At 44.6% G+C, this 25677-nt stretch carries 24 protein-coding genes; 8 read left to right on the top strand and 16 right to left on the bottom strand.

Features of this window, described 5'->3' with window-relative positions; all coding sequences use genetic code 11:
- Positions 1 to 41: 41 nt before the first annotated feature.
- Genes NI455_RS09260 through NI455_RS09250 form a run of 3 tightly spaced genes read right to left on the bottom strand, consistent with a single transcriptional unit; the run spans position 42 to position 2862 of the window.
- Positions 42 to 407, bottom strand: coding sequence for a RidA family protein (locus NI455_RS09260; RefSeq protein ID WP_253113781.1), 366 nt, complete (start codon positions 405 to 407; stop codon positions 42 to 44).
- 48 nt (positions 408 to 455) lie between these two features.
- On the bottom strand, positions 456 to 1568 hold the full coding sequence (gene alr / locus NI455_RS09255) for an alanine racemase (RefSeq protein WP_253113778.1): 1113 nt from the start codon (positions 1566 to 1568) through the stop codon (positions 456 to 458).
- Between the two features lie 34 nt (positions 1569 to 1602).
- Positions 1603 to 2862 (bottom strand): D-amino acid dehydrogenase, encoded by a 1260-nt coding sequence (locus NI455_RS09250; protein WP_004646103.1) that lies wholly within the window; start codon positions 2860 to 2862, stop codon positions 1603 to 1605.
- A gap of 140 nt (positions 2863 to 3002) precedes the next feature.
- Here NI455_RS09250 and NI455_RS09245 point away from each other — a divergent pair, with 140 nt between their 5' ends.
- Positions 3003 to 3470, top strand: a complete 468-nt coding sequence (locus NI455_RS09245; RefSeq protein WP_004279232.1) for an Lrp/AsnC ligand binding domain-containing protein — start codon at positions 3003 to 3005, stop codon at positions 3468 to 3470.
- Between the two features lie 87 nt (positions 3471 to 3557).
- Here NI455_RS09245 and lysM read toward each other — a convergent pair whose 3' ends face one another.
- The 6 genes from lysM to NI455_RS09215 form a co-directional block, all read right to left on the bottom strand.
- Positions 3558 to 4052 (bottom strand): peptidoglycan-binding protein LysM, encoded by a 495-nt coding sequence (gene lysM, locus NI455_RS09240; protein WP_191112326.1) that lies wholly within the window; start codon positions 4050 to 4052, stop codon positions 3558 to 3560.
- 185 nt (positions 4053 to 4237) lie between these two features.
- On the bottom strand, positions 4238 to 4474 hold the full coding sequence (gene acpP / locus NI455_RS09235) for an acyl carrier protein (RefSeq protein ID WP_004646101.1): 237 nt from the start codon (positions 4472 to 4474) through the stop codon (positions 4238 to 4240).
- Between the two features lie 83 nt (positions 4475 to 4557).
- Positions 4558 to 5292 (bottom strand): 3-oxoacyl-ACP reductase FabG, encoded by a 735-nt coding sequence (gene fabG / locus NI455_RS09230; protein WP_004279229.1) that lies wholly within the window; start codon positions 5290 to 5292, stop codon positions 4558 to 4560.
- The gene (gene fabD / locus NI455_RS09225) at positions 5289 to 6275 is read right to left on the bottom strand and encodes an ACP S-malonyltransferase (protein ID WP_253113775.1); all 987 of its coding nucleotides are present in this window, start codon (positions 6273 to 6275) and stop codon (positions 5289 to 5291) included. Before fabD ends, fabG begins: the two co-directional genes overlap by 4 nt.
- 223 nt (positions 6276 to 6498) lie before the next feature.
- Positions 6499 to 6681: a 50S ribosomal protein L32 gene (gene rpmF, locus NI455_RS09220; RefSeq protein WP_004279227.1), complete on the bottom strand. Its 183-nt coding sequence runs from the start codon at positions 6679 to 6681 to the stop codon at positions 6499 to 6501.
- Positions 6682 to 6758: 77 nt separating this feature from the next.
- Positions 6759 to 7316: a YceD family protein gene (locus tag NI455_RS09215; RefSeq protein WP_004279226.1), complete on the bottom strand. Its 558-nt coding sequence runs from the start codon at positions 7314 to 7316 to the stop codon at positions 6759 to 6761.
- Between the two features lie 97 nt (positions 7317 to 7413).
- On the opposite strand from NI455_RS09215, the gene NI455_RS09210 reads away from it, so the two are divergent.
- From NI455_RS09210 to NI455_RS09200, 3 genes are all read left to right on the top strand, one after another.
- Positions 7414 to 8076 (top strand): elongation factor P hydroxylase, encoded by a 663-nt coding sequence (locus NI455_RS09210; RefSeq protein ID WP_144724282.1) that lies wholly within the window; start codon positions 7414 to 7416, stop codon positions 8074 to 8076.
- A gap of 87 nt (positions 8077 to 8163) precedes the next feature.
- Positions 8164 to 8781 (top strand): L-threonylcarbamoyladenylate synthase, encoded by a 618-nt coding sequence (locus NI455_RS09205; RefSeq protein ID WP_004646095.1) that lies wholly within the window; start codon positions 8164 to 8166, stop codon positions 8779 to 8781.
- A 45-nt stretch (positions 8782 to 8826) separates the two neighbouring features.
- Positions 8827 to 9111: a hypothetical protein gene (locus tag NI455_RS09200; RefSeq protein WP_153566864.1), complete on the top strand. Its 285-nt coding sequence runs from the start codon at positions 8827 to 8829 to the stop codon at positions 9109 to 9111.
- An 81-nt stretch (positions 9112 to 9192) separates the two neighbouring features.
- Here NI455_RS09200 and NI455_RS09195 read toward each other — a convergent pair whose 3' ends face one another.
- Entirely contained in the window at positions 9193 to 9672 is a 480-nt protein-coding gene (locus NI455_RS09195) for a hypothetical protein (RefSeq protein ID WP_253113772.1), read from the bottom strand.
- A 503-nt stretch (positions 9673 to 10175) separates the two neighbouring features.
- Between NI455_RS09195 and NI455_RS09190 the strand changes: the two genes are divergently transcribed.
- From NI455_RS09190 to rluB, 3 genes are read left to right on the top strand one after another with little or no spacing between them, the layout of a single operon-like run.
- Entirely contained in the window at positions 10176 to 10970 is a 795-nt protein-coding gene (locus tag NI455_RS09190) for a segregation and condensation protein A (protein WP_253113769.1), read from the top strand.
- Positions 10967 to 11557, top strand: coding sequence for an SMC-Scp complex subunit ScpB (gene scpB / locus NI455_RS09185; RefSeq protein ID WP_180087408.1), 591 nt, complete (start codon positions 10967 to 10969; stop codon positions 11555 to 11557). Before NI455_RS09190 ends, scpB begins: the two co-directional genes overlap by 4 nt.
- A 41-nt stretch (positions 11558 to 11598) precedes the next feature.
- Positions 11599 to 12651: a 23S rRNA pseudouridine(2605) synthase RluB gene (rluB, locus tag NI455_RS09180; protein ID WP_005107723.1), complete on the top strand. Its 1053-nt coding sequence runs from the start codon at positions 11599 to 11601 to the stop codon at positions 12649 to 12651.
- Positions 12652 to 12706: 55 nt separating this feature from the next.
- On the opposite strand, the gene NI455_RS09175 is transcribed toward rluB, so the two are convergent.
- Genes NI455_RS09175 through NI455_RS09150 form a run of 6 tightly spaced genes read right to left on the bottom strand, consistent with a single transcriptional unit; the run spans position 12707 to position 22173 of the window.
- Positions 12707 to 14443, bottom strand: coding sequence for an ABC transporter ATP-binding protein (locus NI455_RS09175; RefSeq protein WP_253113764.1), 1737 nt, complete (start codon positions 14441 to 14443; stop codon positions 12707 to 12709).
- Positions 14444 to 14453: 10 nt separating this feature from the next.
- The gene (locus tag NI455_RS09170) at positions 14454 to 15605 is read right to left on the bottom strand and encodes an ABC transporter permease (protein ID WP_253113759.1); all 1152 of its coding nucleotides are present in this window, start codon (positions 15603 to 15605) and stop codon (positions 14454 to 14456) included.
- Positions 15606 to 15612: 7 nt separating this feature from the next.
- Positions 15613 to 16551, bottom strand: coding sequence for an ABC transporter permease (locus NI455_RS09165; RefSeq protein ID WP_004279216.1), 939 nt, complete (start codon positions 16549 to 16551; stop codon positions 15613 to 15615).
- A gap of 12 nt (positions 16552 to 16563) precedes the next feature.
- A complete protein-coding gene (locus NI455_RS09160; protein ID WP_253113756.1) occupies positions 16564 to 18570 on the bottom strand; it encodes a M3 family metallopeptidase in 2007 nt (668 codons plus the stop codon).
- Between the two features lie 20 nt (positions 18571 to 18590).
- Positions 18591 to 20393, bottom strand: a complete 1803-nt coding sequence (locus tag NI455_RS09155; protein WP_253113754.1) for an ABC transporter substrate-binding protein — start codon at positions 20391 to 20393, stop codon at positions 18591 to 18593.
- 22 nt (positions 20394 to 20415) lie between these two features.
- Positions 20416 to 22173, bottom strand: a complete 1758-nt coding sequence (locus NI455_RS09150; RefSeq protein ID WP_253113798.1) for an ABC transporter substrate-binding protein — start codon at positions 22171 to 22173, stop codon at positions 20416 to 20418.
- 726 nt (positions 22174 to 22899) lie between these two features.
- Between NI455_RS09150 and NI455_RS09145 the strand changes: the two genes are divergently transcribed.
- Positions 22900 to 25566: a TonB-dependent receptor gene (locus NI455_RS09145; protein WP_253113751.1), complete on the top strand. Its 2667-nt coding sequence runs from the start codon at positions 22900 to 22902 to the stop codon at positions 25564 to 25566.
- The last annotated feature ends 111 nt before the right edge of the window (positions 25567 to 25677 follow it).

Here is a 25677-nt window from a genome sequence, read left to right as displayed (position 1 = left end):
CTTAAATGATTGCAGGGGAGATTTCAACATTAAAAATTAAATTAAGCTCGAGCTGCAATGACTGTAATTTCAATCAGCCAGTCCGGATTAACCAAGTCTGCCTGAATCGTGGCACGTGCCGGCGTGCCATGGCCTTGTAGCCACTCCACCCAAAGCTGGTTTACGGTTTGAAAATCATCCAGATTTTTCACGAACAGCTGTGCAGAAAGCAGCTGGCTTTTATCGGTATTTGCCAATGTGAGCAATTCCTCAATTTTTGCAAAGACTTCCAGTGTTTGTCCGCGTACATCCAGATCCCTGCTATTCGGCACCTGACCTGAGAGATAGACGGTTTGATGATGAATCGTCACTGCACTCATGATGTGATTGCTGTTGAGTCGCTGAATAGCTGTATTGTCCTGTGTCATGCTGATCTTCCTTGTTTGGGATGTTTCAATAAAATTTAAATTAAAAATTTAAGCGTCAATCTGAAAATTAACCCGAGCGGTCACCGCACACATTAGCTCATAGCCGATGGTGCCTGAACTGGCCGCCACTTCATCAATCGGCAAAGTCACACCTTGGGAAGATTGTCCCCAAAGTACCACTTCACTGCCCACATTCGCCTGCGGCAGCGCAGTCAGATCTACGGCCAGCATATCCATACTGACCCGACCCAATGTCTGTGTTTTCATTGAGTCGACCAGCACAGGTGTACCCGTCACCGAGAGGCGTTGATAACCATCCGCATAGCCACAGGCCACAATGCCGATCCGCATATCCTGCGTGGCAATAAATTTGGAGCCATAGCCAATGCTCTGACCTGCCTGGATCGTTTGAATGGCAATAATTTCACTGCGCAAGCTCATGCTCGGTTGCAGATTCCAGTCTTGAATCGTGTGTGTTGGATAATCTGGTGAACTGCCATACAGCATGATGCCGCTACGTACAATGTCTGAATGAAGGGATTGATGATGCCGCAGAATGGCTGCACTATTGCTGAGTGAGGTTTTACCCTCAAGTTCCTGAATGGTCTGGCTAAAAATCAGATTTTGATGCTGAATTCCGTCCTTCCCAAAACGCTGACCATCCGCATCGGAGAAATGGGTCATATGGGTTATAGAACGAACAGTGTTCAGCTGATGCAGCTCCTGCCAGATCTCTGCATATTGCTGCGGCTCGAAACCCAGACGGTTCATGCCGCTGTTCATTTTCAAAAACACATCAAACTGTGCGCCCGGCGCTATTTCGGCAAACTGTTTCAGCCATTGCACTTGATGTCGGGAATGAATGGCAAAGCTCATTTCATGCTTCGCACATTCGAATAAATCCTCGAAAGCAAAAACACCTTCGAGCAACATTAGCGGCTTCTTGCACCCAAGCGCACGTAGCCTCGTGCCCTCTTCAATATCCAGAAAGGCAAAACCGTCTGCACCTTTAAGTCCAGCATAGACCCGTTCAATCCCGTGCCCATAGGCATTGGCCTTGACCACAGCAAATACCTGACTATTGGGCATACATTGGCGCGCCACACTTAAATTATGCGCAAGCGCCTGTTGATGGATAATTGCAGTAATGGGACGTGGCATACATTCCTCCTTGAATATTCCGCCTCAGATAGCCTTAGGCAGCTTGGTGATAGCGCGCCAATGACAGACCTTCAGTGCTAATTTCAGGATCACGGGCCAAGACCAGATCGCTGATTAATTTCCCTGAACCACAAGCCATGGTCCAGCCTAGCGTGCCATGCCCAGTATTCAGGAACAGGTTTTTAAAGCGGGTTTTTCCAATAATTGGCGTACTGTCTGGGGTCATTGGACGCAAGCCTGTCCAGAAACTGGCCTGATTCATATCGCCCCCCGGGAATAAATCTCGGGTCACCATTTCCAGCGTGCCGCGACGGTCTTCATTCAGACCCAGGTTAAAACCACTCAGTTCTGCCATACCACCGACGCGAATACGCTGGTCAAAACGAGTAATTGCTATTTTGTAGGTTTCATCTAGCACGGTAGATTGCGGTGCATAGGCCGGATCTAAAATAGGAATCGTCAATGAATAACCTTTTACTGGATATACCGGCAAATTCAGCTCAAGCGGTTTAAGGAAATCACGTGAATAACTGCCGAAGGCCAAGACATATTTATCTGCCGTGAGCACCTGACCATTGACCAGAACACCTTTGATCTGGTCACCTTCTACAATCAGCTTTTCAACGTTTTGATTAAACTTAAACTCTACACCCATCCCTTTGGCATGCTCTGCCAAAGCATTGGTAAACAGATAGCAGTCACCCGTTTCATCATTGGGTAAATGCAGACCACCCACCAGTTTATCTTTAGCCTGTGCCAATGCCGGTTCTACACGCGCCAGTCCATCGCGGTCCAGCAGTTCAAACTCCACTCCGGTTTCTTTCAGAACTTCAATATCGCGCTGAACTGCATCCAGCTGTGCATCTTTACGGAAAATCTGCAAAGTGCCTTTCGATCGGTTCTCATAAGAGATGCCAATATCCCGGCGCAAATTACGCAAACAGTCACGGCTGTATTCAGCCACACGCACCATACGTTCTTTATTGACTGCATAATGCTGGGCATTACAGTTTTTCAGCATTTGTGCCATCCACTGCAATTGCCACAAGCTGCCATCGACATTAATCGCCAACGGTGCATGATGCTGGAACATCCATTTGACCGCCTTAAACGGAATACCTGGTGCGGCCCAAGGGGTCGAGTATCCTGGAGAAATCTGCCCAGCATTACCGAAGCTGGTTTCTTGCGCCGGACCTGCCTGACGATCCAGCACAGTCACGGTTGCTCCCTGCTGCGCCAGATAGTAAGCGCTTGCCACACCAATCACACCACTACCCAAAACTAATACGCGCATTACCTTAACCCTCAAACATCTTTTCAGTTTATTTCACTAGTATATTTTTGCTTTAATAGTTAAATTCACTATATTCATACTGTATATTCAGTGAAATAAATATTTTTTCGGGCAGAATTAAAAAAAAGAGGGAAATATTGATGCGCAAATTAGACCGCATTGACCGCATGATTCTGGATATCCTGCAACGCGATGGCCGGATTGCCATTAGTGAACTTGCAGCACGCGTCAATCTATCGACCACGCCCTGTTCAGAGCGGGTAAAACGGCTAGAGCGCGAAGGCATCATCATGGGCTATTACGCCCGTTTAAATCCGGAAATGCTGGAGCGCAGCCTGCTGGTTTTTCTGGAAATCAAGCTCTCCGCCAAATCAGGAGATGTCTTTGATCAGGTGGCTCGTAATCTGACTGAGATTCCAGAAGTCCTGGAATGCCATTTAATTTCCGGTGATTTTGATTATCTGGTCAAAGCACGTTTAAAAGAAATGAGTGCTTATCGCCGTTTACTGGGGGATTTACTGAAAAAACTGCCCGCTTCTGCATCTTCACATAGTTATGTAGTGATGGAAGAAGTCAAAGAAAGTTTATATCTGGACTTGGGTATTTAATGATTTTGAATTTCTAAAGCTACCAGCAAAAACAACAAAGCCCCAAACGGGGCTTTGAGATTGAACATTGATTGGACTTATTAAACCTTAAGCAGGAATACGGAGTACCTGTCCCGGGAAAATATCATCAGCATCTTTGAGCAATGGGCGATTGGCCTCAAAGATCTTATTGTACTGATTGGCATCACCATAAAATTCTTTCGAGATTTTTGACAAGCTATCCCCCGATTTTACCGTATAGAATTTGCTTTCCGGTTCAGGGCTGCTGACCGTAAGCTGATCATCCACTTTGGCCACATGATCAATATTCCCCACCGCCAGAATAATTTTTTCACGATCGGCCTGACTTTGCACCTGACCTCTGACCGTGGCCAGATCCGAGGCTGAATTATAACTGATGGATAAACCAGTGATCGGAAGGCCCAGACTTTTCACATGGCCGAGTAATTTATTTGCCACTTCCTGAGCAGAAGGCTCCGCAGGTTGTGCTGCAGCCGGCGTTGTCGTTGTAGGTGCAGCCTGTGGTTCCGCAGCAGCTGTATTCTTCTTACCGATACCTTTTACAAAATCAAAAAGACCCATAGCGGACTCCATTCTTGTTGTTAATGTCACATCACTCTTATTTTTATAATGAAAACTCTAGAGAGATAGTTAGTCATTGGTGACAGAAAGGTAATGAATTGTAAAACCTCCATTCATGTGAAAAGCAGACACAAAAAAACCACCTCTAGGGTGGTCTTTATGTTCAGCAAAGCTGAAATCGGCGATTAACCTAGTTTCTTAGAAACGTAGTCAATTGCAGATTGAACAGTTGTGATTTCGTTAGAATCTTCATCAGGAATCGTGATGTCGAAATCATTTTCGAAAGACATAACAAGTTCAACTAGATCTAGAGAATCTGCACCTAAGTCATCCATGAAAGATGCTTCGTTTTTAATCTCTTCGATTTTGATACCAAGTTGTTCTGCAACTGCTTGCTTAACACGTTGTTCGATATCGCTCACAGGAATTCTCCTCATTGCTTGTGGCGTTTTTAATGCCGTTAGTTTAATTGAATCTAAAAAATTTGGAAAGTTTATACTTGAGCTTAGCTCATGTATAAGCCCCCATTTACATGCATAACTGTACCAGTAATGTAACTGGCTTTATCCGAAGCCAAGAAACTTACGGCATTTGCGATATCTTGTGGATCACCTAAACGGTTTAATGCCACCTGCTCAGTCATCTTTTTACGAATTTCTTCGCTTAGCTGCTCAGTCATTTCAGTCGCAATAAAACCTGGTGCTACCGAGTTTACGGTAATCTGACGGCTACCCATTTCTTTGGCAAGGCTACGGCTAAATGCTTCAATACCTGCTTTGGCAGCAGAATAGTTGGCCTGACCCGGGTTGGCAAAGTGTGCCACCACAGAACTGATGTTGATGATGCGACCGAAACGCGCCTTGGTCATGCCTTTGAGTACGCGCTTAGACAAACGGTAAACTGCTTTCAGGTGAATATTTAAAATATCATCCCAGTCATCTTCAGACATACGCAGCAGCAAATTGTCTTTGGTAATACCGGCATTATTGACCAACGCAAGGACTGGACCATAGTTCTGTTCGATGTCCGTTACCAGCCCATCAATCGCTGCACCGTCACGTACATCTAGTACTCTTCCAGCACCATTTTCAGCAAACTGTGCAGATAATTTTTCCGCACCTGCTTCAGACGTTGCAGTACCTATGACAAAATAACCGTCTTGAATCAACTGTTGTGCGATCGCAGCACCAATACCACGACTTGCACCTGTTACCAGAGCAACTTTACGTTCCTGTGTCATGCACTTTTCCCTTCTGCCGCCAATACGGTGTTTAATGCATCTTCCAGACGAGATTGACTGTCCAGTGGAAGTGCTTTTTGAATATTCGGCAAGCGTTTCGCCAAGTTGGTCAATACATTACCCGGACCACATTCTACGATGTACTCAACACCTTCATCTTGAAGGAATTGTAAGGTTTTAGTCCATTGTACCGACTCATAAAGTTGCGCGGTCAACGCCTGACGCAATTCATCTACACTGGTTGCCGCTTGCGCGCCTACATTTTGTAATACAGGAATGCGTGGTAGCTCAATGGCGGTTTGTTCCAATGCCGGAGCAAACTGTTCAGCAGCAGGTTTCATTAATGAACAATGCGATGGAACCGATACTGGCAATGCAATGGCTTTTCCGCCGTTTTCTTTGGCCAATGCCATCACTGCTTCAACGCGATCTTTATTGCCTGCAACGACTACTTGCCCTTGCGCATTATAGTTCGCTGCTTCGACAGAGCCTTCGCCTGCTGCAGTTGCTTGTGCACACAGCTCAATCACTTTGGCATCGTCCAGACCCAAAATGGCAGCCATCGCGCCTACACCCTGAGGTACTGCAGTCTGCATGAGTTTGCCACGCAGGTTCACCAGCTTCACAGCATCACCCAGGCTTAAAGCACCCGATGCGACCAGTGCGCTATATTCACCCAGTGAATGGCCTGCCAGATATTTCGGTGCTACACCGCCAGATTCCAACCACACGCGCCATAAGGCAATACTTGCAGTCAGCAATACCGGCTGGGTAAATTCAGTTTGATCCAGACCTTCGCCACTTTGCGCAATCTGCCACAGATCAAAACTGACGGCTTCAGATGCTTCTGCAAATGTCTCGCGAATACTCGCAAACTGTTCTGCAAGCTCAGCCAGCATACCGGCTTTTTGTGAGCCCTGACCCGGAAACACAAATGCAGTTTTTGTTGCGGGTGCTGCTTGTTCGAGTGGTGTAGCAGACATAATAAAATCCTTTCATTCAAGAGGTGTGCTTCTTCAATCCTAACAAGAAGACTGACCAATAAGACCACCTAAATCATTGTGGAGCGCAATTTAGCATGTAATTTTGCTGGCGGTAATTGCCAAATACAACAAAAAACCGATACCACTAAAAATCAAAGACAAAAAAAAGGGAGCTAAATGCTCCCATTTTTTCTACTAAGCTTGACGCTTAATACATCACCAATTATTCAGCAGATGCTTTAGCGAATAATTGACGACCACGGTAGATACCATCTTTAGATACGTGGTGACGACGGTGAGTCTCGCCAGTAGCTTGGTCTACAGTTAATGCATTCTCGGTTAAAGCGTCATGTGAACGGCGCATGTCACGGCGAGAGCGACTTTTACGGTTTTGCTGAACGGCCATGATGGCTCCTTACAAAGATCGAAAAAATGGATCAGAACAAATTCGATTGTCTTATACACAAGAGTATAACACAAAAATTAGTTAAGTTTACCCTTCAAAGCAGCCAAAACTTCAAACGGGTTGTCCCGTTTTTCTTCAGCCACTTCTTCTACGGCAGGTTGATGCTTATGTTCACAAAACTCATGTTTAGGAGACAACGGCATCAACAATAACAGTTCATCTTCTATCAGCGCGAGTAAATCAGCGGTCGCTGGTGCATCATAATCACCTTTGGTCGTTGCTTCACTTTCACCTAGGACGATGAAATCAGCATCCTCATCCAAGCGCTCTATCAGTGACTCATCATCCACAAGTGCCAAATGGAACGATGAAACCAGTTCAATTTCTACAGTTTCCAGACAACGCTGGCATTCCATAGGAACTTTTGTTTCAACGTGACCATCTAGCCATGCAATACGATGATAGGCATCCATTGATAGCTTACAGTCTATGTTAATCAATTGATCATCAATTGATCCAACAGCTTCACGAGCGATACGAACAAAGCGGGATAAAGGCAGTTGACCTGACCATTTAAAGCCCTGTTCAGCCCATTTAAACGGCTCAATCTGTGCCGGAAAGGTATTTGCTGACATAATTAAGGCGGCAATTCTACAAATTCATCAGTACTCTGTCAAAGATTAAGATACAATTTTGTACTTATTTCGACAGACCATTTGGGTAACTCAAGTCATGCATCTGTTGCAGCCGCAAACAGAAGTGAATGTTTCATCACTCGTTAGCACAATTCCAAGCCTTGATTCTGACAGTTCAACACAACAAGTGCAACTCTCGCCATGGGCGAATTTATCGTCAGAAGCGCAGCAAGTGGACTGGCTCATCTTACACTTTAATCACTGGTTTTCCCATTTAAATGTCACTTTAGTGCGCGGCGAATTTGAACCAGAATATTTCCCTGTAAGCGTAGACCGTCCTGCCCGGATCCAGTTTGCCCATGGTTTCTTTAATAGCGCTTTGCATGAAATCAGCCACTGGACCATTGCCGGAGACAAACGCCGCCTGCTGCCTGATCTGGGTTACTGGTATGCCCCGGATGGGCGGACCCGTGAACAGCAGGCTTTATTTGAACAGGTGGAAATCAAGCCACAGGCAATTGAATGGATGTTTGCCCAGGCTTTTGGCCGTAAATTCCGGGTTTCTTTGGACAATCTGACTGGCGACGGCGGTGATGGCGCCAGCTTTAAAGATAATGTCTACGCTCAAGTACAGGCTTATTTTAATGGTACAGCCAAACTTCCACGTGATGCAGCGCGCTTTATCCAATGTATCTGTATCTGCATCAGAGGTGGCAAAAGTTTACAATCTGATGAATTTATACGTGAAATGCTTGATTAAATTACACAAATCTACCTTTTTTATGATTGCCAGATCTTGCCTGAGCGCCACATAATAAGCCATCAGCCCAAGCTTGGAGTAGTCTCTATGCTGCATTTACGCGTACACCCAGACAATCCGCAACCCCGCTTAATCAGTCAGGCAGTGGAACGTATCCGTGCGGGTGATGTGGTGGTCTATCCCACTGATGCGGCCTATGCGATTGGTTGCCAGATTGGGAACAAGAGTGCCATGGAGCGGATTGCGCAAATTCGTGGTCTGGGCCCAAAGCATCAATATGCGATTCTGTGCTGTGATTTGTCCGATATTGCCACTTATGCCAAGGTGGACAATGCCATGTACCGTTTGCTGAAAAATAATACACCGGCTATTACGACCTTTATTTTACCTGCGACCAGCGAAGTCCCGCGTCGGTTGATGCATCCCAAGAAAAAAACCATTGGTCTGCGCATTCCAAATAATCCGGTGTGTCAAATGTTACTGAAAGAACTCGGTGAACCGCTGTTGACCTCTACCCTGATTTTACCGGGTCAGACTGACCCACTCGATGATCCTTATGATATTGAAATGCAGCTGGGCAAACGCATTGATGTTTTTGTAGATAGTGGTTTAGGCACCTTGAGCACGACCTCTATTGTAGATTTATCTGGTGATCATCCAGAAGTGATTCGTCGTGGTATGGGAGATGTCAGCGCCTTTGAATAAATGAGGTCTGAGAATTTCCTACAAACATTGAAGGAGTCAGAATAAATGGATTTATTTTACTTGCTCCTGAATCAGCATGAATTTTCTGTACAGGATTTGATCTATGCAGAACTGCCTTGGACACTGCAATCCAAGGCAGCCCTGGTCGAAGCACATCCTTCTCCCCATCTCACTATAAATATTGATCATACTGAGTACCAATTTTTCCTGACGTTGGCTCTAGTGAGACAGTTGTTGCAGATCTATTCAAACCAGAACGTATGCCTGGCAGAGACTTGCCAACGTATCATTGAATTTGCGACCAAGGAATACAATCATTCCTCACCATGAAAATCTAAAACAGCATATGGTGAGAGGTTGCAGTTTTATTCTTTTCAATTCGACAGGTATGCAGTGGCTGGCAAAGACAGTTTAAGAATCCGAAGCACGTTCATAATGACGAACCGCAATGAAATTTGGACATTGCGATAGCTTCTGTTCATGATGCATGAGCTCTTCACCCAGTTTATTTTTCAGATACACATGAAAAATAATCTGATCTTCTTCCAATACATTGAGCATCGCTGTACGCGCCTTGGGTTCCATGACTTTAAAGGAATTGATTGACTCACAAGACATGGCTTGCATATCCAGTTTAATCCGCTCATCCAGCTGGTCGCCCTCATAGGCCATATGCCGCATGTAAAAACGGATATTCGGATATTGGTCCAGCACACTAAAATCCATTTTCATGGCCTGCATGACAGGTCGGGCCTGTTCTGCAAAAGCTGAAAATCCGCCTGATTTCAGTCCTGTGCGTGCTTCATCTTCAAGCTGCATAATCTGATATTTGGGATAAGCCCAAAATCCCCCGAATGCGATCATCCCAATAACAACCAGAATAAGTGGCATGCTTTCTTCACCTTTTTATTGATTTTTGTGATTCTTGACTATTTTTCGAGAGTATAGCGGTATTTTTGACCAAAAATTATAGGAAAATATTTTATTAATACTTATTAATTTTATGTTTTTTAATGGGAAATCCGTTTAAAAATCATTCAATATCTGCCAGCTAGCTTATTTCCTCTTCTGATGAGAATCACTGTATTGATCGGGTTTTTAAGTGAGTCAACTGGCATCATCTACCAGATATGCTTAATTATGAGAATCAATTTAACGTAAAAATCACTACATCATTTCCTGCCCGGTTCTGCCATTCTTCTCGTTACTATTTTTAAATCGCAGAGAAATTCCATTATTTTTTTAAGTTTTTATGGCTTTGACGGCTTATTTAATTTATTTAAAGTTACTTTTCCAGTACAATGACAACGCTTAATCCTGTGCTTTTCTTTCGATCAGATACCGAAAATCAAGCCTTTGCATGCCTTTGAAAATTCGCGTGGCCTATAATTGTAATGACTCAAATTATCCATAACACTATGGAATCTGCTCCGCACATTCGGGTTCTGGATGAATGGCAGGATACAATTCCAGAGGATCTGTACATTCCTCCAGCGGCATTTGAAATCTTATTAGAACATTTTGAAGGCCCACTCGACTTTTTAATTTACCTGATTCAAAAAAACGGTTTTGACTTGTTACAGGTCGATATCGCGCCAATTGCAGCACAGTATTTGTCTTATATGGACGCGATGAAATCTCTGAACATCGAGCTGACGGCCGACTATATGGTGATGGCAGCCTTACTGGCAGATCTGAAATCGCGTTTGCTATTACCGAAACCGAAAAGCCTGGCTACACTTGAACAGGATCCAAAACAAGAACTGATTGACCGTTTAGAAAATTATTTAAGAATTAAACAGGCAGCAGAACGTCTCGGTCAGATGCCAATTCTGGAACGAGACACTTTCACCACCAACGTCAGTCTGGGAGACATCCAGCAGCCGAATGAAGGCTATTCAAGCGATTTATTGCGTGATGCCTTGCTTTGTATATTTAACCGTCCTGAACCGGTGATTCATCAGGTGCAACAGGAACCGGTACTGTTAGAGGAACGGATTGCCTATATTGAAAGTCGTATTGAAACTGGCGCAGTGCTCAGTTTTAAGGACTTGTTAAAACCGAGCCAAGGCCGTATGGGTATGGTGGTGACCTTTATGGCAGTGCTGGAACTAACCAGACAACAAAAAATTCAGATTATTGCTACAGGTATTGAAGCCCCGCTCGCAATTCAAGGAGCCAGTCAATGACACTCGATCAAAATACGCTGTTATCTGCAGAAGATAATCTGCATGAAGTCCTGATGCAGCTTGAAGCCATTATTTTTGCCAGTGACACTGCGGTTTCATTGGCTCGTCTGAAAGAAGCTTTTCAGGATCGCTATAGCAAACAGGAATTACGTCAGTATTTACAACAACTTTCCATGCTGATGCATGGCCGTTCGATCGAACTGATTGAAACAGCACAAGGTTATCGTTTTCAAGTACGTGCAAAATATCGTAATATTATTGCACAGACCTGGCCAGAGCGACCGGCTCGCTTGTCGCCTTCATTACTGGAGACACTTGCGGTGATTGCTTATCACCAGCCAGTGACTCGAGCGGATATTGAACAGATTCGTGGTGTAACGAATAACAGTCAAAACTTGCGTACGCTGTTTGACTGGAACTGGATTAAAGAGTCCGGATTTCGTGAACTCCCTGGAAGACCTGCGTTGTTAATGACAACGCCACAATTTTTAAATGCGTTTGGCCTGAATAGTTTGGGCCAATTGCCTCCCCTGCAGGATGCCAAGGAAGCTTTTATGGCCCTCGATGCGAATGCACCGAAGTCATAAATAGGTGAACTGTTGATAATTATTTCTAAGGTTATGCTGTCATGAGTGAAAAGTTGCAAAAGGTGCTTGCACGCGTTGGTTTGGGTTCTCGCCGTTATATGGAAGAAGTCATTGCCGCGGGTCGTGTAAGTGTCAACGGGCAAATTGCCCAAGTGGGTGAACGAATCGAACCAGGTGATGAGCTTCGCATCGATGGTCGTAAAGTTGCCTTCCAGATTGAAGACGAAATCCGTCGTCGTGTCATTATTTACTACAAGCCTGAAGGCGAGATCTGCTCACGTAGCGATCCTGAAAACCGTCCGACTGTATTTGAACAGCTGCCTGCTATTCCGGGCGATCGCTGGGTAATGGTGGGTCGTCTGGATATTAACTCGACCGGTCTGCTTTTATTCACAAATGATGGTGAACTTGCGAATCGCTTGATGCACCCATCGAATGAAATCGAACGTGAATATGCAGTTCGTGTCATGGGTGAAGTTACACCACAAATTCGTAACAACATGCTCAAAGGCGTGGTGTTAGACGATGGTCCGGCAAAATTCGAATCTTTCTCTGAACTCGGTGGTGACGGGATCAACCGTTGGTTCCAGGTGGTAGTAAAAGAAGGTCGTAACCGTGAAGTACGTCGTATCTTTGAATCACAAGGCCTGAAAGTCAGCCGTCTACTGCGTACCCGTTATGGTACTGTGATTTTGCCACGCGAACTGCGTACCGGTCGCTGGATTGAACTGGATAAAAACGATATCGACAACCTGACCAAAGCTGTGGAATTAAAGCCACGTCAAGGTACAGGCTTGTTTGGTATGGCGAAACGCCGTAACGAGCGTATGCAGGACAAACCGATGGCTGCACGCCGTGGTGGTTTCTTGCGTCAGCAACGTCGTGACAGCGATGAGCAACCACAAAATAATACTGGCCGTGAACGCCGTGATGACAATGCTTATGGTCGTCGTGACAGAGCTGAAAACCAGAATGGCACTCAGTTTGTACGTCGTGAAAACCGTCCTGATCAAGGTTTCGGCCGCCGTGAAGAGCGTGATGAAAATGCGCCGCGCCGTCCATATGGCGTCAACAAAGGCTTTAAAAAGTTTTAATTAAGATAAATAAAAAAGTCAGGCACATTGCCTGACTTTTTTTATGCCTTATGCATCAGGCACTTTGTGGAATCCCTTGCGGAATGGCACCGAGTAAACGCTTGGTATATTCATGCTGTGGAGATTGATACAATTCATCTGAATTGGCGATTTCCACCAATTCACCATGATTCAGCACCATGGTCTGATCAGAAATATATTTCACTACCGACAAATCATGCGAAATAAAGATATAGCTCAGACCAAATTCATCCTGTAAATCTTGCAGTAAATTCAATACCTGCGCCTGTACTGACACATCCAGCGCCGAAACCGATTCATCACAGATTAAAATCTCGGGTTTTAAGGTCAGGCAGCGTGCAATTGCAATCCGCTGACGCTGACCACCAGAAAACTCATGCGGGTAACGATAAAAAGCCTGTGCAGGCAAGCTGACCCGCTCCAGCAGGTCTAAAGCCATTTGTTTGCGTTCAGCATCATCCTGACCAATCTTGTGAATCTGCATCGGTTCCATCAGGATTTGTCCAACAGTAAAACGTGGATTCAGCGAAGCATAGGGATTCTGGAAAATGATCTGGATTTTACGTTGATACTGGGTAAATTCCTGTTCCGACATGTCCAAAATGTCCCGGCCCTGAAACAGTGCCTTACCGCCCGTAGACTGTTGCAGACGCATCAGCAACAAACCGATGGTGGTTTTACCCGAACCGGATTCCCCGACCAACCCCAAGGTTTTTCCTTTGGCCAGTTGGAAAGAGACTCCTTTTACTGCCTGAAATTCATCTTTGCCAAACAGTCCTTTACGACTATAAAAAGATTTTTTCAGATCCCGTACATCCAGAATAATTTCCTCTCCGCCCTTTAGTCCACGTGAACGTTGCGGAAGCTGAGTATTCAGACGGATATCTTCCAGCCAGGTTGAACCATCCTGTTTCATAAAATCGCTGATCATCGGTAAACGTAACGGACGTTGCGACAATTGTGGACGGCAGTGTAACAAGGCTTTGGTATACATGTCCTGAGGCCGGTCCAGCACCTCCCGAACCGGACCCTGTTCACGGATTTCCCCATGGCGCATCACAATCACCTGATCGGCAATTTCACCAACCAATGCCAAATCATGGGTAATAAACAGCATCGACATCTGACGACGCTGACGCAGCGATTCCAACAAGTCCAGAATCTGCTTTTGAATAGTCACATCCAGAGCGGTGGTCGGTTCATCTGCAATCAACAGTTTCGGTTCACAGGCAATAGCCATGGCAATCATGACCCGTTGCTGCTGTCCACCGGAAAGCTGCCCCGGATAGGCATCAATTTTAGTTTCTGGCGCAGGGATCCCCACTTCTTTGAGGAGCTCCAGGGTACGTTGCCGCGCCTGTTTTTTATTCATGCCTAAATGTAGTTGCAGGATTTCTGCAATCTGCATGCCTACCGTAAATACCGGATTTAGCGAAGACATTGGCTCCTGAAAAATCATGGCAATGTCTTTGCCGCACATCTTGCGCATTTCACGGGTTTTAAGCTTGAGCAGGTTTTTCCCTTCAAAGATGATCTGGCTATCTTCTGAAATACGTGCGCTTTCTGCTGGAAGCAGACCCATAGTGGCGAGGGAAGTAACCGACTTGCCACTCCCCGATTCACCGACCAGTGCGACCGTGGTATTGGCCGGAATCTCGAAAGAAACCCCTTTTACGGTTTCAATATATTCTTTATTTTCAGCTTTAAAACTGACTCGCAGATTTTCTACGCGAAGTAGCGCAGGTGCTGTGCTTGGATTGATTTCAGACATCGTTGCGCTCCTATTTCAGTTTTGGATCTAATGCATCACGGAGTGCATCGGTAAACATCGAGAAAGCAGTCACCAATACCGCCATGGCGATTGAGGCTGCCGCCAGTTGCCACCATTTACCCAAAATCAGCTCGCTTTGCGCTTCATTTAGCATACTGCCCCATGACACTACTCCGATAGGCACACCGAAACCAAGGAAGCTCAAAATGACTTCAGACTTGATAAATGCCACCACCAGAATAGACATCTGTACCAGGGCAATATGGCTGACATTGGGAAAAATATGGACAAACATACGACGCATATTACTCACGCCAATCGCCTTGGCAGCCAGCACATATTCACGTGCTGTATGTTTCATGTATTCGGCACGAACCAAACGGAAGACCCCGGTCCAGCCAGTCAGACCTAAAATCAGGATGATTGATAAAATACCTTTCTGCTGTAACACTGCGGCAATCGCCAAAACCAGCAACAGATAGGGAATCGAGGTAAAGATATTATAAAACCAGTTGAGGATATCATCGACCCAGCCACCAAAGTAACCTGCTATTGCACCCAGTGCAGTCCCAATCAGTACAGCGACAAAGGCTGCAATCAGTCCAACCAGAATCGAGGTTTCAGCCCCCTTGATGGTTTTCTGTAAAACATCCTGACCCCATTTATCGGCGCCAAAAACCAGACTTTGCTTGAGTTCACCACTTTCATCCATCAGCTGGCCGCCGAGCTCCTGATTAATGGCCTTCATGTCTTCTGCCAGCGGATCGACCACGCCATAATAATCGATGCCCGCACCAGCACCCTGCTCAGCAGCAATTTCAGCATTCAATTCAGCAATGACATCTTTTAAAGGATCAACTGGATTGACCGGTACAGCAACAGATTCTGTACCCTGTTCTGCATCAGATCCAGCCGGAACTGGCGCTGCACTGATAAAACTCGGCGGTGCATAGCTGACCGCTACTTCTTTATTCCAGTCTTTGGCAATCAGGCCGCTCATTGACAGTACCAGCAGCAGCAGATAAAACAGCACCACATACAGGGAAAACATGGCAATCCGGTCACGTTTCAAACGGCGCATGGCCAGTTGCCATAAGCCTGTTGAAGCCGATTCAGGTGCTGCTTCAGCCGCTTGTTCTTTTTTAAATATCGCACTCAGCATAATTCACCTACTTCAACTGTACACGCGGATCGACCCATTTATAGATCAGATCGGCGATCAGGTTGAATATCATGGTCGCAGCAGCGACATAGACCGTAATGGCTTTAATCACAGGAAAATCGGAACGTTCTACCGCAATAATAACTTCACGGCCAATTCCCGGAATACCAAAAAAACGTTCGATCAGGAAAGCACCGATCAGCAGTGCCGGAAGTCCTGCCATCACATCGGTAATAATCGGAATCGAAGCATTGCGCAAGACATGCACGCCCATGATACGGTTTTCACCCAGGCCTTTGGCACGCGCAGTACGTACATAGTCCTGATTGACTTCATCCAGTACAAAACTACGATACAGGCGTAGTGTTGGTGCGATACTTACCACCAACATAATCAGCACAGGTAACAAGGCATATTTAAAAAGATTATCGGCAAAATTATCGCTCCAGCCCTGTACCGGAAACCAGCTCAATTCATAAGCCAGGAAATACTGGAACACGATGATGTATACCAGAATACTGATCGACATACCGATCGTACACAGCATCATGATCATGCGATCAGTCAAAGAACCACGAACCGAAGCCACCCCCAAAGCCAAAATGATAGAAATAATAGTTTGCAGAATGGTCAGTGGAATCAAAATGGTCAGTGAGGGCCCCAAACGGGTAGTGATAATCTGTGCCACCGACTCCCCGGTGCTCCAGCTCACCCCATAATCAAAGGTTAAAATCTGCTTGATAAAGATCCAGAGTTGTACGTAATACGGTTGATCCACACCCAGTTGCTGACGGATGTTTTCAATCTGTTCCGCATTGGCCATTTTACCGGCCAGAATATAGGCAGGGTCTCCGCCTACCCAGTTAAACAGCAGGAATATCAGCAAAATCACCCCGAGCATGGTCGGGATCATTTGCCAAAGCCGTCGAATAATATATGCCAGCATCGCTTGTCTTCCTTAATTTTTTCCAGAGATTTCATTAAAGAAAGCTTTGCTGTCCGGATCACGACCCAAGAAGTCTTTCACCATTTGCTCGCCATGCTTTTGACCACCTTGAGCCAGGACCGTATTGCGATAATGCGCACCGACTTTCTTGTCCATCAGCTGATCACCAAAGGATGAAAGCATATCCAGGGCAATGACCTCAGACCACATATAGCTGTAGTAACCTGCCTGATAGCCGCCCATTAGATGCCCGAACTGTCCCGGGAACTGCTGACCGCTGACATAACCCAAGGCAGTTTTACCTTCCATATCCTGCCAGAGTTTTAAAGGCTCAATGTTTTTTGCATCTTTACCATGCAAGGCCATATCATATTGGGCATATAAAGCCTGACGGGCATAATGCAGGCCTCGGCCGTAATTCTTCACATTCTTTAAGCGCTCGGTCATGGCAGCATCCACGCGAGGACATGCCGGCTCACAGTAATCCGCTACTTTTGACAAGGTTTCCAGACGGCGTGCCCACTCTTCATACATCTGTGACGGCGCTTCAACAAAGTCACGCTCTACCGAGGTACCAGACTGTTCTGTATAGCGGGTTTTCGATAGAATCCCGTGCAAGGCATGACCCATTTCATGCACAAAGGTTTCCAGTTCGTTGCTATTCAAGCCCTTACGGTTAAAATTGGTCACCAATACCGATACTGGACGACGCTGATTCAGGGTACTGCCACCATAAGCTCCCCAGACAGCTGCATGCCCATATTTGCCTTCACGCGGGTATTTATCGACATATAATCCGCCCAGGAATTCGCCCGTAGCCTTGTCATGTACCGCATAATATTCCACTTCATCATGCCAGGCCTTGACTTTTACCGGCTTGAACTCAATGCCATAGAGTTCCGAAGAAATAGCGAATAACCATTTTTGCGATGCTTCTGTCGGGAAATAGTCCCGCAATTTTTCCTGGTCGACCTTGTATTTGGCCTGACGCAGTTTTTCACTCCAGTAACCCTGATTCCAGCGGGAAATTTCTGCTTTCTCTACTGGAACTTTTAAAGTCTCAGCCTTAAACTGGCGTAATTGTTCTACATCCTGCTTTTCTAGAGGTGCGACTTTGGCATAAACCTCATCTAGAAAACCGTTCACTGCTTCCGGAGTTTTGGCCATGCGGAATTCAAGCGCAGAATGGGCATAGCTTTCCTTGTCAAAAAGTTGTGCCATTTCATAACGCAGATCAATGGCTTTTTTCATGAATTGCAGGTTTTGTTCGGTCCCGCGACGCGTGTAAGCGGTCTGGTAACGTTTGCGTGCTTCATCACTTTCTGCCAGCTCCATAAAAGGCTGGTATTCCGGATAATCAAAGCCCAGCAGATAATTGCCCTTTTCATTTTTCTTTAAATTTGCGATGTAACTTTCTGGCAGGCCTTTCATTTCAGCTGGAGTAAATTCAACTTTTTCAGGGTTATCCCGCACATTTTTAGAAAAGTCCTGCCCCAGTTTGGTACTTTCTTCAATAATTTCTTTCAGTCGTTTCTGTTTTTCTGCACTGAGTTGCACCCCGGTGTTCTCAAACTGCTCCAGAATATCTTCTAAAAATTTCTGATCAATCGGATCACTGGCTTTCAGTTTTTTGAACTGTTCATACAGTTTAGGATTCTGATACAGGGTGGTCTGGTATTTGCTGATTTTAAGTTCACAGTCATCGGCTGCCTGACGCAATGCAGGATCCGGATCGACATTGCTATAGAGTCCTACTGCTGCACCGAAATCCCGGGCTTTGGCATGTAATTCATCCCATTCAGCCAGATAGGGCCCCGCCTTGGCTTTATCTTTAATTTTCTTATTTTCAAATATCTGGATATCTTTTTGCATGGAAGCCAGACTGGCATCACATAAAGACGGAATTTCTGCAGCCTTGAATAATGGCAGCAGCTGTACTTGGGTATCTGCCGCTACACCTTGATATCCCCCCATTATCATTAAACATAAGGTACTTAATTTTAAAGATTTTGATTTCATATTCATCTCCAGATTTTTTCTTACTTTTTCGTATTAATATCGATATACATCCATTCTGAAGACAGAATCGGATGGGACTTATGTCCAATAATTTGGGGTTGGGTCAAAGCGTTACGGTAGGTGCTATAGAGCATCAGGGTCGGCATGTTGACTTCCAGAATCCTGGTCATTTTGCGGTAGAGCAGATCACGCTCCGGTCCAGGCGGCATGCTCTGGGTTTGTTCGTATAGACGGTCGAATTCAGGATGCTTGAAACAGGCATTGTTGGTGACATTGATATTCTTGCCATAGAACAACTGCATAAAGTTGTCAGCATCCGGATAATCGGCAATCCATGCAGAACTCTTAAACATGGTTTTACATTGCTTTTCCAGCTTGATGCCTTCAGCGAATGGCATGGCCTTACTGGTCAGCTGAATATGGATACTGTCCAGGGTCTTTTTCCAGAATTCACCCTGCTGCTGGCCCCGACTGGTATTCCCAGTAATCAGTTCAATCACCAGAGGTTTACCTTCAGGCGTTTTCCGCCAGCCATCTGCACCGATCTTGTAGTTATAGCGGTCGAGCAACATGTTGGCTGCTTTGACTGAATAGGGAATACTGCTTTTATAGGACGGTGAATAGCCTGCTACTCCTGGGGGGATAGGCATGTGCAGTTTTGCTCCATCTCCCTTAAGTAATACATTGATCATGTTTTCTACAGAAAATGCCATCGCCATGGCACGACGTAAGGCAATTTTTTCTGGCGTGAAACCACCCACGACCGGGTTTTGCATATTCCAGTAATGGTAGCTAATGGAGGGCTCTAAAATACGTGACAGCTTCACTCCCTGCTGAGCCAGCTCAGGCTTTAATTTGTCACCATCGAGGGCCTGTACGACGATATCGCCCTCAATTTCGAGCAGGTCCAGTTCATTTTTCTTAAATGCCAGCATCCGGGATTGCGCTTCTTCAATAACACGCACATCAATAGTGCCGATTTGAGGCATTTTTTTGCCCTGCATGGCTTTTACAATGGCCTGATCTTCTGCACCACTGGCTTTAAAGTCCCAGACAAAACCACGATAAGCTGGATTTGGTTTTAAGATAATCCGTGAGCCTGGTGTCCAACGGCTGAGCACATAAGGGCCAGTTCCCACTGGCCTATTCATGACCCAACCCGCCTTGTCTTTATATTTTTCAATCACTTCACGAGCTACTGCAGCGGCAGGTCCATGTGCCAGCAACATCGGAAAGTTCTGATCCGGATTATTCAGCTTGAGTACCAAGGTATAGCGATCTGGAGTCTGAATACCTTCAAATAGATTTTCATAGACTTTGCCATTTTTTTTCGCCATGGCTGTCCATGCTTCCAGCCCTTTGATCCGACCATCCAGCAACCAGCTATTTGGTGAATTAAGTTTTGGATCTAAGAGACGCTTTAGAGAATAGGCATAGTCATAGGCGGTCAGTTCACGTTTTTTACCGCCAAAGACCGGATCATCTGCAAAGTAAATGCCCTTTTTAACTTTAATGGTATAAGTCAAACCGTCTGCACTGACTTGAGGCATATCTACCGCAGTCAATGGCACCAGTTTCGCTGGTGAGGCCAGATAATCATAGGTATATAAGGTTTCGAAAATTGCCGAGTTAATCTTGGCCGAATAACGGTCATGGATATAACCGGGATCGAAACCGGTTTCAGCCGCAGGAAAGACCGTTTTTAAGACTTTATTCGGATTGGCAGGATTGGCAGCCCATGTGGGTGCAGCACCTGCCATCATTAAACTGGCCATTAAAACCCCACTGGCCAGCTTTTTTAAAGTGTTTGTATTCACATTCATACTGGTTCTTAATCTTCTCAAGTTATTTTTTAACAGGTTCAATATCCAGATATTGCCAAACTGCCCTGGTCACCGGATGTGCCTTAAAGCCCTGTACCTGTGGGTGAATCAGCCAGTTGCGTACCCGGGTATTGTGCAAAATCCATGGATTATCGGCCTCCATCTGGCGGTTCATCTGCTCATAATATGGAGTACGTTGCTGAGGCGGCAGTTTCATCGCAGTTTGATACAGCGCGTCATAGGCTTTAGAGGTATAGCAGCTCAGGTTACCTTGCTGGGCATTTGGGCCATACAGCAATTGGGCAAAGTTTTCCCCTTCCGGATAATCTGCAATCCAGGCGCCACCCCACATCATATGTTTGCACTGGGTGGCTTCTTTTAAATTGTCGGCAAAGTTACTGACTTTAAATTCAACTTTTACTCCGATTGCATCCAGGTTCTTTTTCCATAGTTCCGCAGAAATGACGGAAGAACTTGAGCTGGTCGAGTTCATTTTCAGAACCAATGGTTTGCCATCAGGCAAGGTACGATAACCATCGGCGCCTTTCTTGTAGCCAAAACGATCGAGCAGTTTATTGGCGAGTAATGGGTTATAGGCAATACTGCTTCTATAATTCGGGTTATATCCGCCCACGCCTTCAGGAAGAATCATTTCAGCTTTAACAGCATGCCCCTTATATAGCTGCTGGATGGCCTCTTTCTGGTTATAGGACAAGGCAATGGCACGGCGTAGTGCAATTTTTTCCAGTGAGTCTCCACCAATCACCGGATCACGCATATTCATGATGGTATAGGTGATTTCCGGTTCTTTATTCGGATAATGCAGGATGCCTTTTTTCTTGTATTCACTTTTCAGCTGCTTATTTTCCAGTGCCTGTTCAGCGCCACTTGCAGTCAGTTTGTCATAGTCTAATTGTCCAGATTTTAAAGCCAGCCAACGTGATTGTTCTTCTTCAATGATACTGATCTTGACCTTGCCGATTTGCGGCATCTGCTTGCCTTGCATGGCTTTAACAATCCGTTGATCCCACTCTGAACCATCCCCCTTAAAGTTCCAGACAAAACCGCGATAATTTGGATTAGCGGTTAACTCAATGCGGCTACGCGGCACATATTTGTGTAATTGGTATGCCCCTGTTCCGACTGGGTGCTGACCTACCCGATCGCCATAATGTTCGATGACTTCGCGTGCAGTGCCAGCAAAAGCGACATAGGCCAGAATGTAAGGAAAGTTCAGGTCTGAACGGGTCAGGGTAATTTGTAAGGTATATTTATCTAGGGCTTTTAAACCGGCAATCGGAGCATCATAGTTAAATTTGCCCGTTTTTTTGGCCTGCTGGATAATTTGATCTGCGCCAAGAATTTTGCCTTCGATAAAAGAAAAAGAAGGCGAATGGTTTTTCGGATCCATCACCCTTTGCATGGAATAAATATAATCCCGGGCAACCAGTTCACGCTTCTTGCCCTGAAAGGCTGGATCCGGACTGAAATAAATTCCTGGCTTGATTTTAAAGGTATAAACTTTGCCATCCTGTTCAACGACGGGTAAAGACTCGGCGGTATTTGGGGCCAAAATTGCAGGCCGGGCCAGATAGTCATAACGCAACAAAGACTCGAAAATGGCCTCAGCCACGCTACCACTATAAAAATTATAGGTTTTGACCATATCAAAACCGTCATCAGGTGCTTCGAAAGCCAGGTTTAAAACTTTATCCGGATGTGCAGATGATTTTGCCCAGGCAGTTTGCCCCGAGCTCATAGCCAAGGCCAAAATCGTCATGCTAAAAAGTGCTGATTTCAAATTTTTACCTATTCTTTATCTTGAAGTTTTATTGCTATAGGAAGTTTTAAATACATCATCCCATATTTGCTTCAATGGATGGGTCAAAGCTGGACAGATGGAATAAACTGAACAAAGCGAATTTCATGCCATCCTTGCAAAAAATAGGGATTTCTTCCTGTTTTTAACTGAAAAAAGTTTATTTTTATTAATTATTTAAAACATTATGAATAACATAATATTTTCCATGAATCATTAATTAAATTTTTATCCTCAAAATTCTTACTGAAGTTCATTTCGCACAAAAATAACTCAACCCTGTTTCATCTTATTGCACTATTGTATACCTTTAGGTAAACAATAAATAAACACAAGTACTTGTATTATAAATAATTTATTTTAAAAAAATATTATATATTTTATGTAAAAATTATGCACCATGATTAAACTTTATTCAATTTCTCTTTCAGTTTTAGATTCCTTTCTTATTCATTAAATATTTATTTTTTACTTTCTCATGGTTTCGTATAGAGACTTTCTTCAGATTTTAAACCCTCCTCTCTTAATATTTCTTCATCAGAACTTAGTACTCCTCCAAAAAAATCAAATTAAATATAATTTTTTCAATCACTTAATATTTTTTAAAATTAATAATTTATAAGTTGGCATTCGCTTTGCTTAAGTCCTCCCAGCACTACTTCACATAACAAAAGGGTGAAAATTACGATGAAAAAAAACAAATTGGTCGGATCTATGGGGGCTCCAACCGTTGGCAAGACAATACTCAAGTTAAGTACGCTTACCTTAAGTATGATGTGCTTGTCTTTGGCACATGCAGCCGATGAACCAGAAAACTCTGCCGCTCAACCTACCAAGGTTCAAAAAGTGACAGTGACAGGTTCATCTATTAAAGGAGTAGCTGCACAAAGTGCATCTCCTATTACTGTGCTTAAAGTCGAAGATCTGGTGAATCAGGGGGTCACCACGGTTGAAGAAGCCATTAATAAAGTAAGTGCTAACCAAGCTGGTTTTGCTGTTTCTCAAAATATTGGTAAAAGTAATACTTCAGGTTCTTCTGCCAACCTGCGTGGGATTGGTACTGATAAGACCTTAGTTTTATTAAATGGGCGTCGTTTGGCTAACAGCCCATTTAGTACTTCTGAAGTTAACCTGAATATTATTCCGCTCGCGATGGTTGAGCGAATCGAGATTCTGCGTGATGGTGCTTCTGCAGTATATGGTGCAGATGCAATTGCCGGCGTAATTAACTTTATTATCAAAAAGGAATACCAAGGTTTCGGTATTTCTGGTGGACTGCAAGCACCTGAAGAAAAGAATGGCGACAAATATGATGTCTCTATTTTCGGTGGTTATGGTGATCTGGATGAACAAGGTTTCAACGTTTACGGTGTAGTAGATTATCGTACTTCTGACATGATCATGGCCAAAGATCGTAAAGTCAGCCGTCGTGGTGGTTTAATTCCAGAGTTGAACATGGCGATCGGTTCAAGTGCCGGCTTCCCTGCCAACCTTTTAGATTCAGGTGTAGGTGTAGTTAACCCTTATATCAATCAAAACTGTAATAATGCACCAAATATGTTTGTATCTGGTACACGTTGCCTGTTAAACACTCAAGCACTCATTGGTATTACTCCAGAAGAAGAAACTTTTTCAGCTCTAGGTAAAGGTACCTTCAAATTAACCGATTCATTAAATGCGATTGCTGAATATATTTATACTGAAAGTAAAGTAAAAACCTCGATAGCACCTGATGTATGGGGAGGTAGTCTTTCTATTCCAAATACCAGCAAATATTATCCAGGCAACGGCATTACACCAGACATCACTGGTCTGGTAGATCCAAGAGCAGCACTTTATTTACGTTCACAATCAGGTAACCGTGTTTCTCAATCAGAAAATGAATCAAACCGCTTTTTTGCAGGGATTGAAGGTGAAGTCTACGGTTGGGATGTAAATGGTGGCGTTACTTATGCCAAAAGTGAAGCAACTGATAATTTCGTCAGTGGTTACCTGAATCAAAGTTTGGTTCAAGCCGCACTTAATGATGGCACCTTAAACCCATTTGGTCCTCAGGCCGCTGCAGATGCTGGGAAATGGTCTACTTTTGATGTGGCAGGCCCAACAAATATGGCAAGTCTGGATTCTACCACTATAGATTTCACCGTCAGCCGTCCAATCTATGAACTACCTGCAGGTGAAGTTGGATTTGCCTTGGGTGGTAGCTACACCACTCAGGACTGGGAAGCCAAGGTGAATGCCGATCTTGTTCGCCAGGTTCCAGGTTCTGGTATTGATCCAAATAAACCGTCAAGTTCAGGTGACCGTGATATTACTGCGGTGTTTACTGAATTACATGTACCGATCTTGCCGACTCTAGAAGCTCAACTTGCGGCACGTTATGATGACTATAGTGACTTTGGTGATACTTTCAATCCAAAAGTATCCCTACGTTGGGAACCGGTTAAAGAGTTAATGTTCCGTAGTTCTTATAGTACTGGATTCCGTGCCCCAAGTATGTGGGAAATCAACTCTTTACAAAGTGAAACCAATACTAGCACTAACTTCAATAACCCACGTTTTTGTGATGCTAACGGTCAACCGACCAGCACCCAATTTGCAGACCAATGTGGTATGCAGTTCAAGCGTAAACAAGGTGGTAACCCAGACTTACAGCCAGAAGAATCAACCTCTTTTACAGCCGGATTCGTATATGAACCAATCAAGAATCTGGTATTCACCGCTGATTACTACAATATTGACATTGAAGGTTTAGTCAGCTCAGTTACTCCTAATGACATTTTTAATGACCTTGATCGCTATGGCAATCTGATCGTTTACGCTCCAGATGGTCGTATCCAGTATTTAAATACAACTCTACAAAATATGGGTGGATTAAAAACTGAAGGGATTGACCTCAGCCTGAACTACTTAAGCCCAATGACAGCAACAGGCCGTTTTGGTTTTGGGATTGATGGTACCTATGTCATCAAAATGGATGAGCAAGAAGAACCAAACGGTGAATGGGAAGGGCTCGTCGGCATCTATGATGATCCTGCAGTCGTCCGCTGGAGACATATTGCCAATATCAACTGGTCTTATGAAGACTGGAAAATGAGACTAGAACAACAATATATCCGTGGTTATGAAGACTTTTCTCAAGAACGTGATGTAAGTGCCTATACGCTTTATAACTTTGCAGGCACCTATAGCGGATTCAAGAATTTAGAGCTAACTGCAGGTATTCGCAACATGTTTGATGCAGAACCACCTGCTTCTGATGCAACCAACAATGCTCAATATGGCTATGACCCTCGTCACGGTGATCCAATGGGCCGTACCTACTTCCTACGTGGTACTTATAAATTCTTTTAATTAATTACTTCGCAAACACTGCTGCCAAGCGGTGTTTGCGGTTTTCCCCGTTTAATTTTAGCCAAACAAAAAATAATGCTGCCTGTAACTAAAAAAATTTTCTCATCAGTG

Origin of the sequence: Acinetobacter lwoffii (genome assembly GCF_024129435.1) — a bacterium.
Classification (GTDB): Bacteria; Pseudomonadota; Gammaproteobacteria; order Pseudomonadales; family Moraxellaceae; genus Acinetobacter; species Acinetobacter lwoffii_F.
Note: the sequence above shows the minus strand (reverse complement) of the source record. Positions and strands in the feature narration are given on the sequence as shown.

Coding starts and splice junctions, on each gene's coding strand:
- lysM (WP_191112326.1), bottom strand. CDS start 4,052: ATGGGTCTTTTTGATTTTGTAAAAGGTATCGGTAAGAAGAATACAGCT.
- alr (WP_253113778.1), bottom strand. CDS start 1,568: ATGCCACGTCCCATTACTGCAATTATCCATCAACAGGCGCTTGCGCAT.
- NI455_RS09245 (WP_004279232.1), top strand. CDS start 3,003: ATGCGCAAATTAGACCGCATTGACCGCATGATTCTGGATATCCTGCAA.
- NI455_RS09150 (WP_253113798.1), bottom strand. CDS start 22,173: ATGACGATTTTGGCCTTGGCTATGAGCTCGGGGCAAACTGCCTGGGCA.
- NI455_RS09195 (WP_253113772.1), bottom strand. CDS start 9,672: ATGCCACTTATTCTGGTTGTTATTGGGATGATCGCATTCGGGGGATTT.
- NI455_RS09160 (WP_253113756.1), bottom strand. CDS start 18,570: ATGAAATCAAAATCTTTAAAATTAAGTACCTTATGTTTAATGATAATG.
- NI455_RS09260 (WP_253113781.1), bottom strand. CDS start 407: ATGACACAGGACAATACAGCTATTCAGCGACTCAACAGCAATCACATC.
- NI455_RS09205 (WP_004646095.1), top strand. CDS start 8,164: ATGCTGCATTTACGCGTACACCCAGACAATCCGCAACCCCGCTTAATC.
- NI455_RS09170 (WP_253113759.1), bottom strand. CDS start 15,605: ATGCTGAGTGCGATATTTAAAAAAGAACAAGCGGCTGAAGCAGCACCT.
- rluB (WP_005107723.1), top strand. CDS start 11,599: ATGAGTGAAAAGTTGCAAAAGGTGCTTGCACGCGTTGGTTTGGGTTCT.
- NI455_RS09190 (WP_253113769.1), top strand. CDS start 10,176: ATGACTCAAATTATCCATAACACTATGGAATCTGCTCCGCACATTCGG.
- NI455_RS09210 (WP_144724282.1), top strand. CDS start 7,414: ATGCATCTGTTGCAGCCGCAAACAGAAGTGAATGTTTCATCACTCGTT.
- fabG (WP_004279229.1), bottom strand. CDS start 5,292: ATGACACAGGAACGTAAAGTTGCTCTGGTAACAGGTGCAAGTCGTGGT.
- scpB (WP_180087408.1), top strand. CDS start 10,967: ATGACACTCGATCAAAATACGCTGTTATCTGCAGAAGATAATCTGCAT.
- NI455_RS09250 (WP_004646103.1), bottom strand. CDS start 2,862: ATGCGCGTATTAGTTTTGGGTAGTGGTGTGATTGGTGTGGCAAGCGCT.
- NI455_RS09200 (WP_153566864.1), top strand. CDS start 8,827: ATGGATTTATTTTACTTGCTCCTGAATCAGCATGAATTTTCTGTACAG.
- NI455_RS09175 (WP_253113764.1), bottom strand. CDS start 14,443: ATGTCTGAAATCAATCCAAGCACAGCACCTGCGCTACTTCGCGTAGAA.
- NI455_RS09215 (WP_004279226.1), bottom strand. CDS start 7,316: ATGTCAGCAAATACCTTTCCGGCACAGATTGAGCCGTTTAAATGGGCT.
- fabD (WP_253113775.1), bottom strand. CDS start 6,275: ATGTCTGCTACACCACTCGAACAAGCAGCACCCGCAACAAAAACTGCA.
- rpmF (WP_004279227.1), bottom strand. CDS start 6,681: ATGGCCGTTCAGCAAAACCGTAAAAGTCGCTCTCGCCGTGACATGCGC.
- NI455_RS09155 (WP_253113754.1), bottom strand. CDS start 20,393: ATGAATGTGAATACAAACACTTTAAAAAAGCTGGCCAGTGGGGTTTTA.
- NI455_RS09145 (WP_253113751.1), top strand. CDS start 22,900: ATGAAAAAAAACAAATTGGTCGGATCTATGGGGGCTCCAACCGTTGGC.
- NI455_RS09165 (WP_004279216.1), bottom strand. CDS start 16,551: ATGCTGGCATATATTATTCGACGGCTTTGGCAAATGATCCCGACCATG.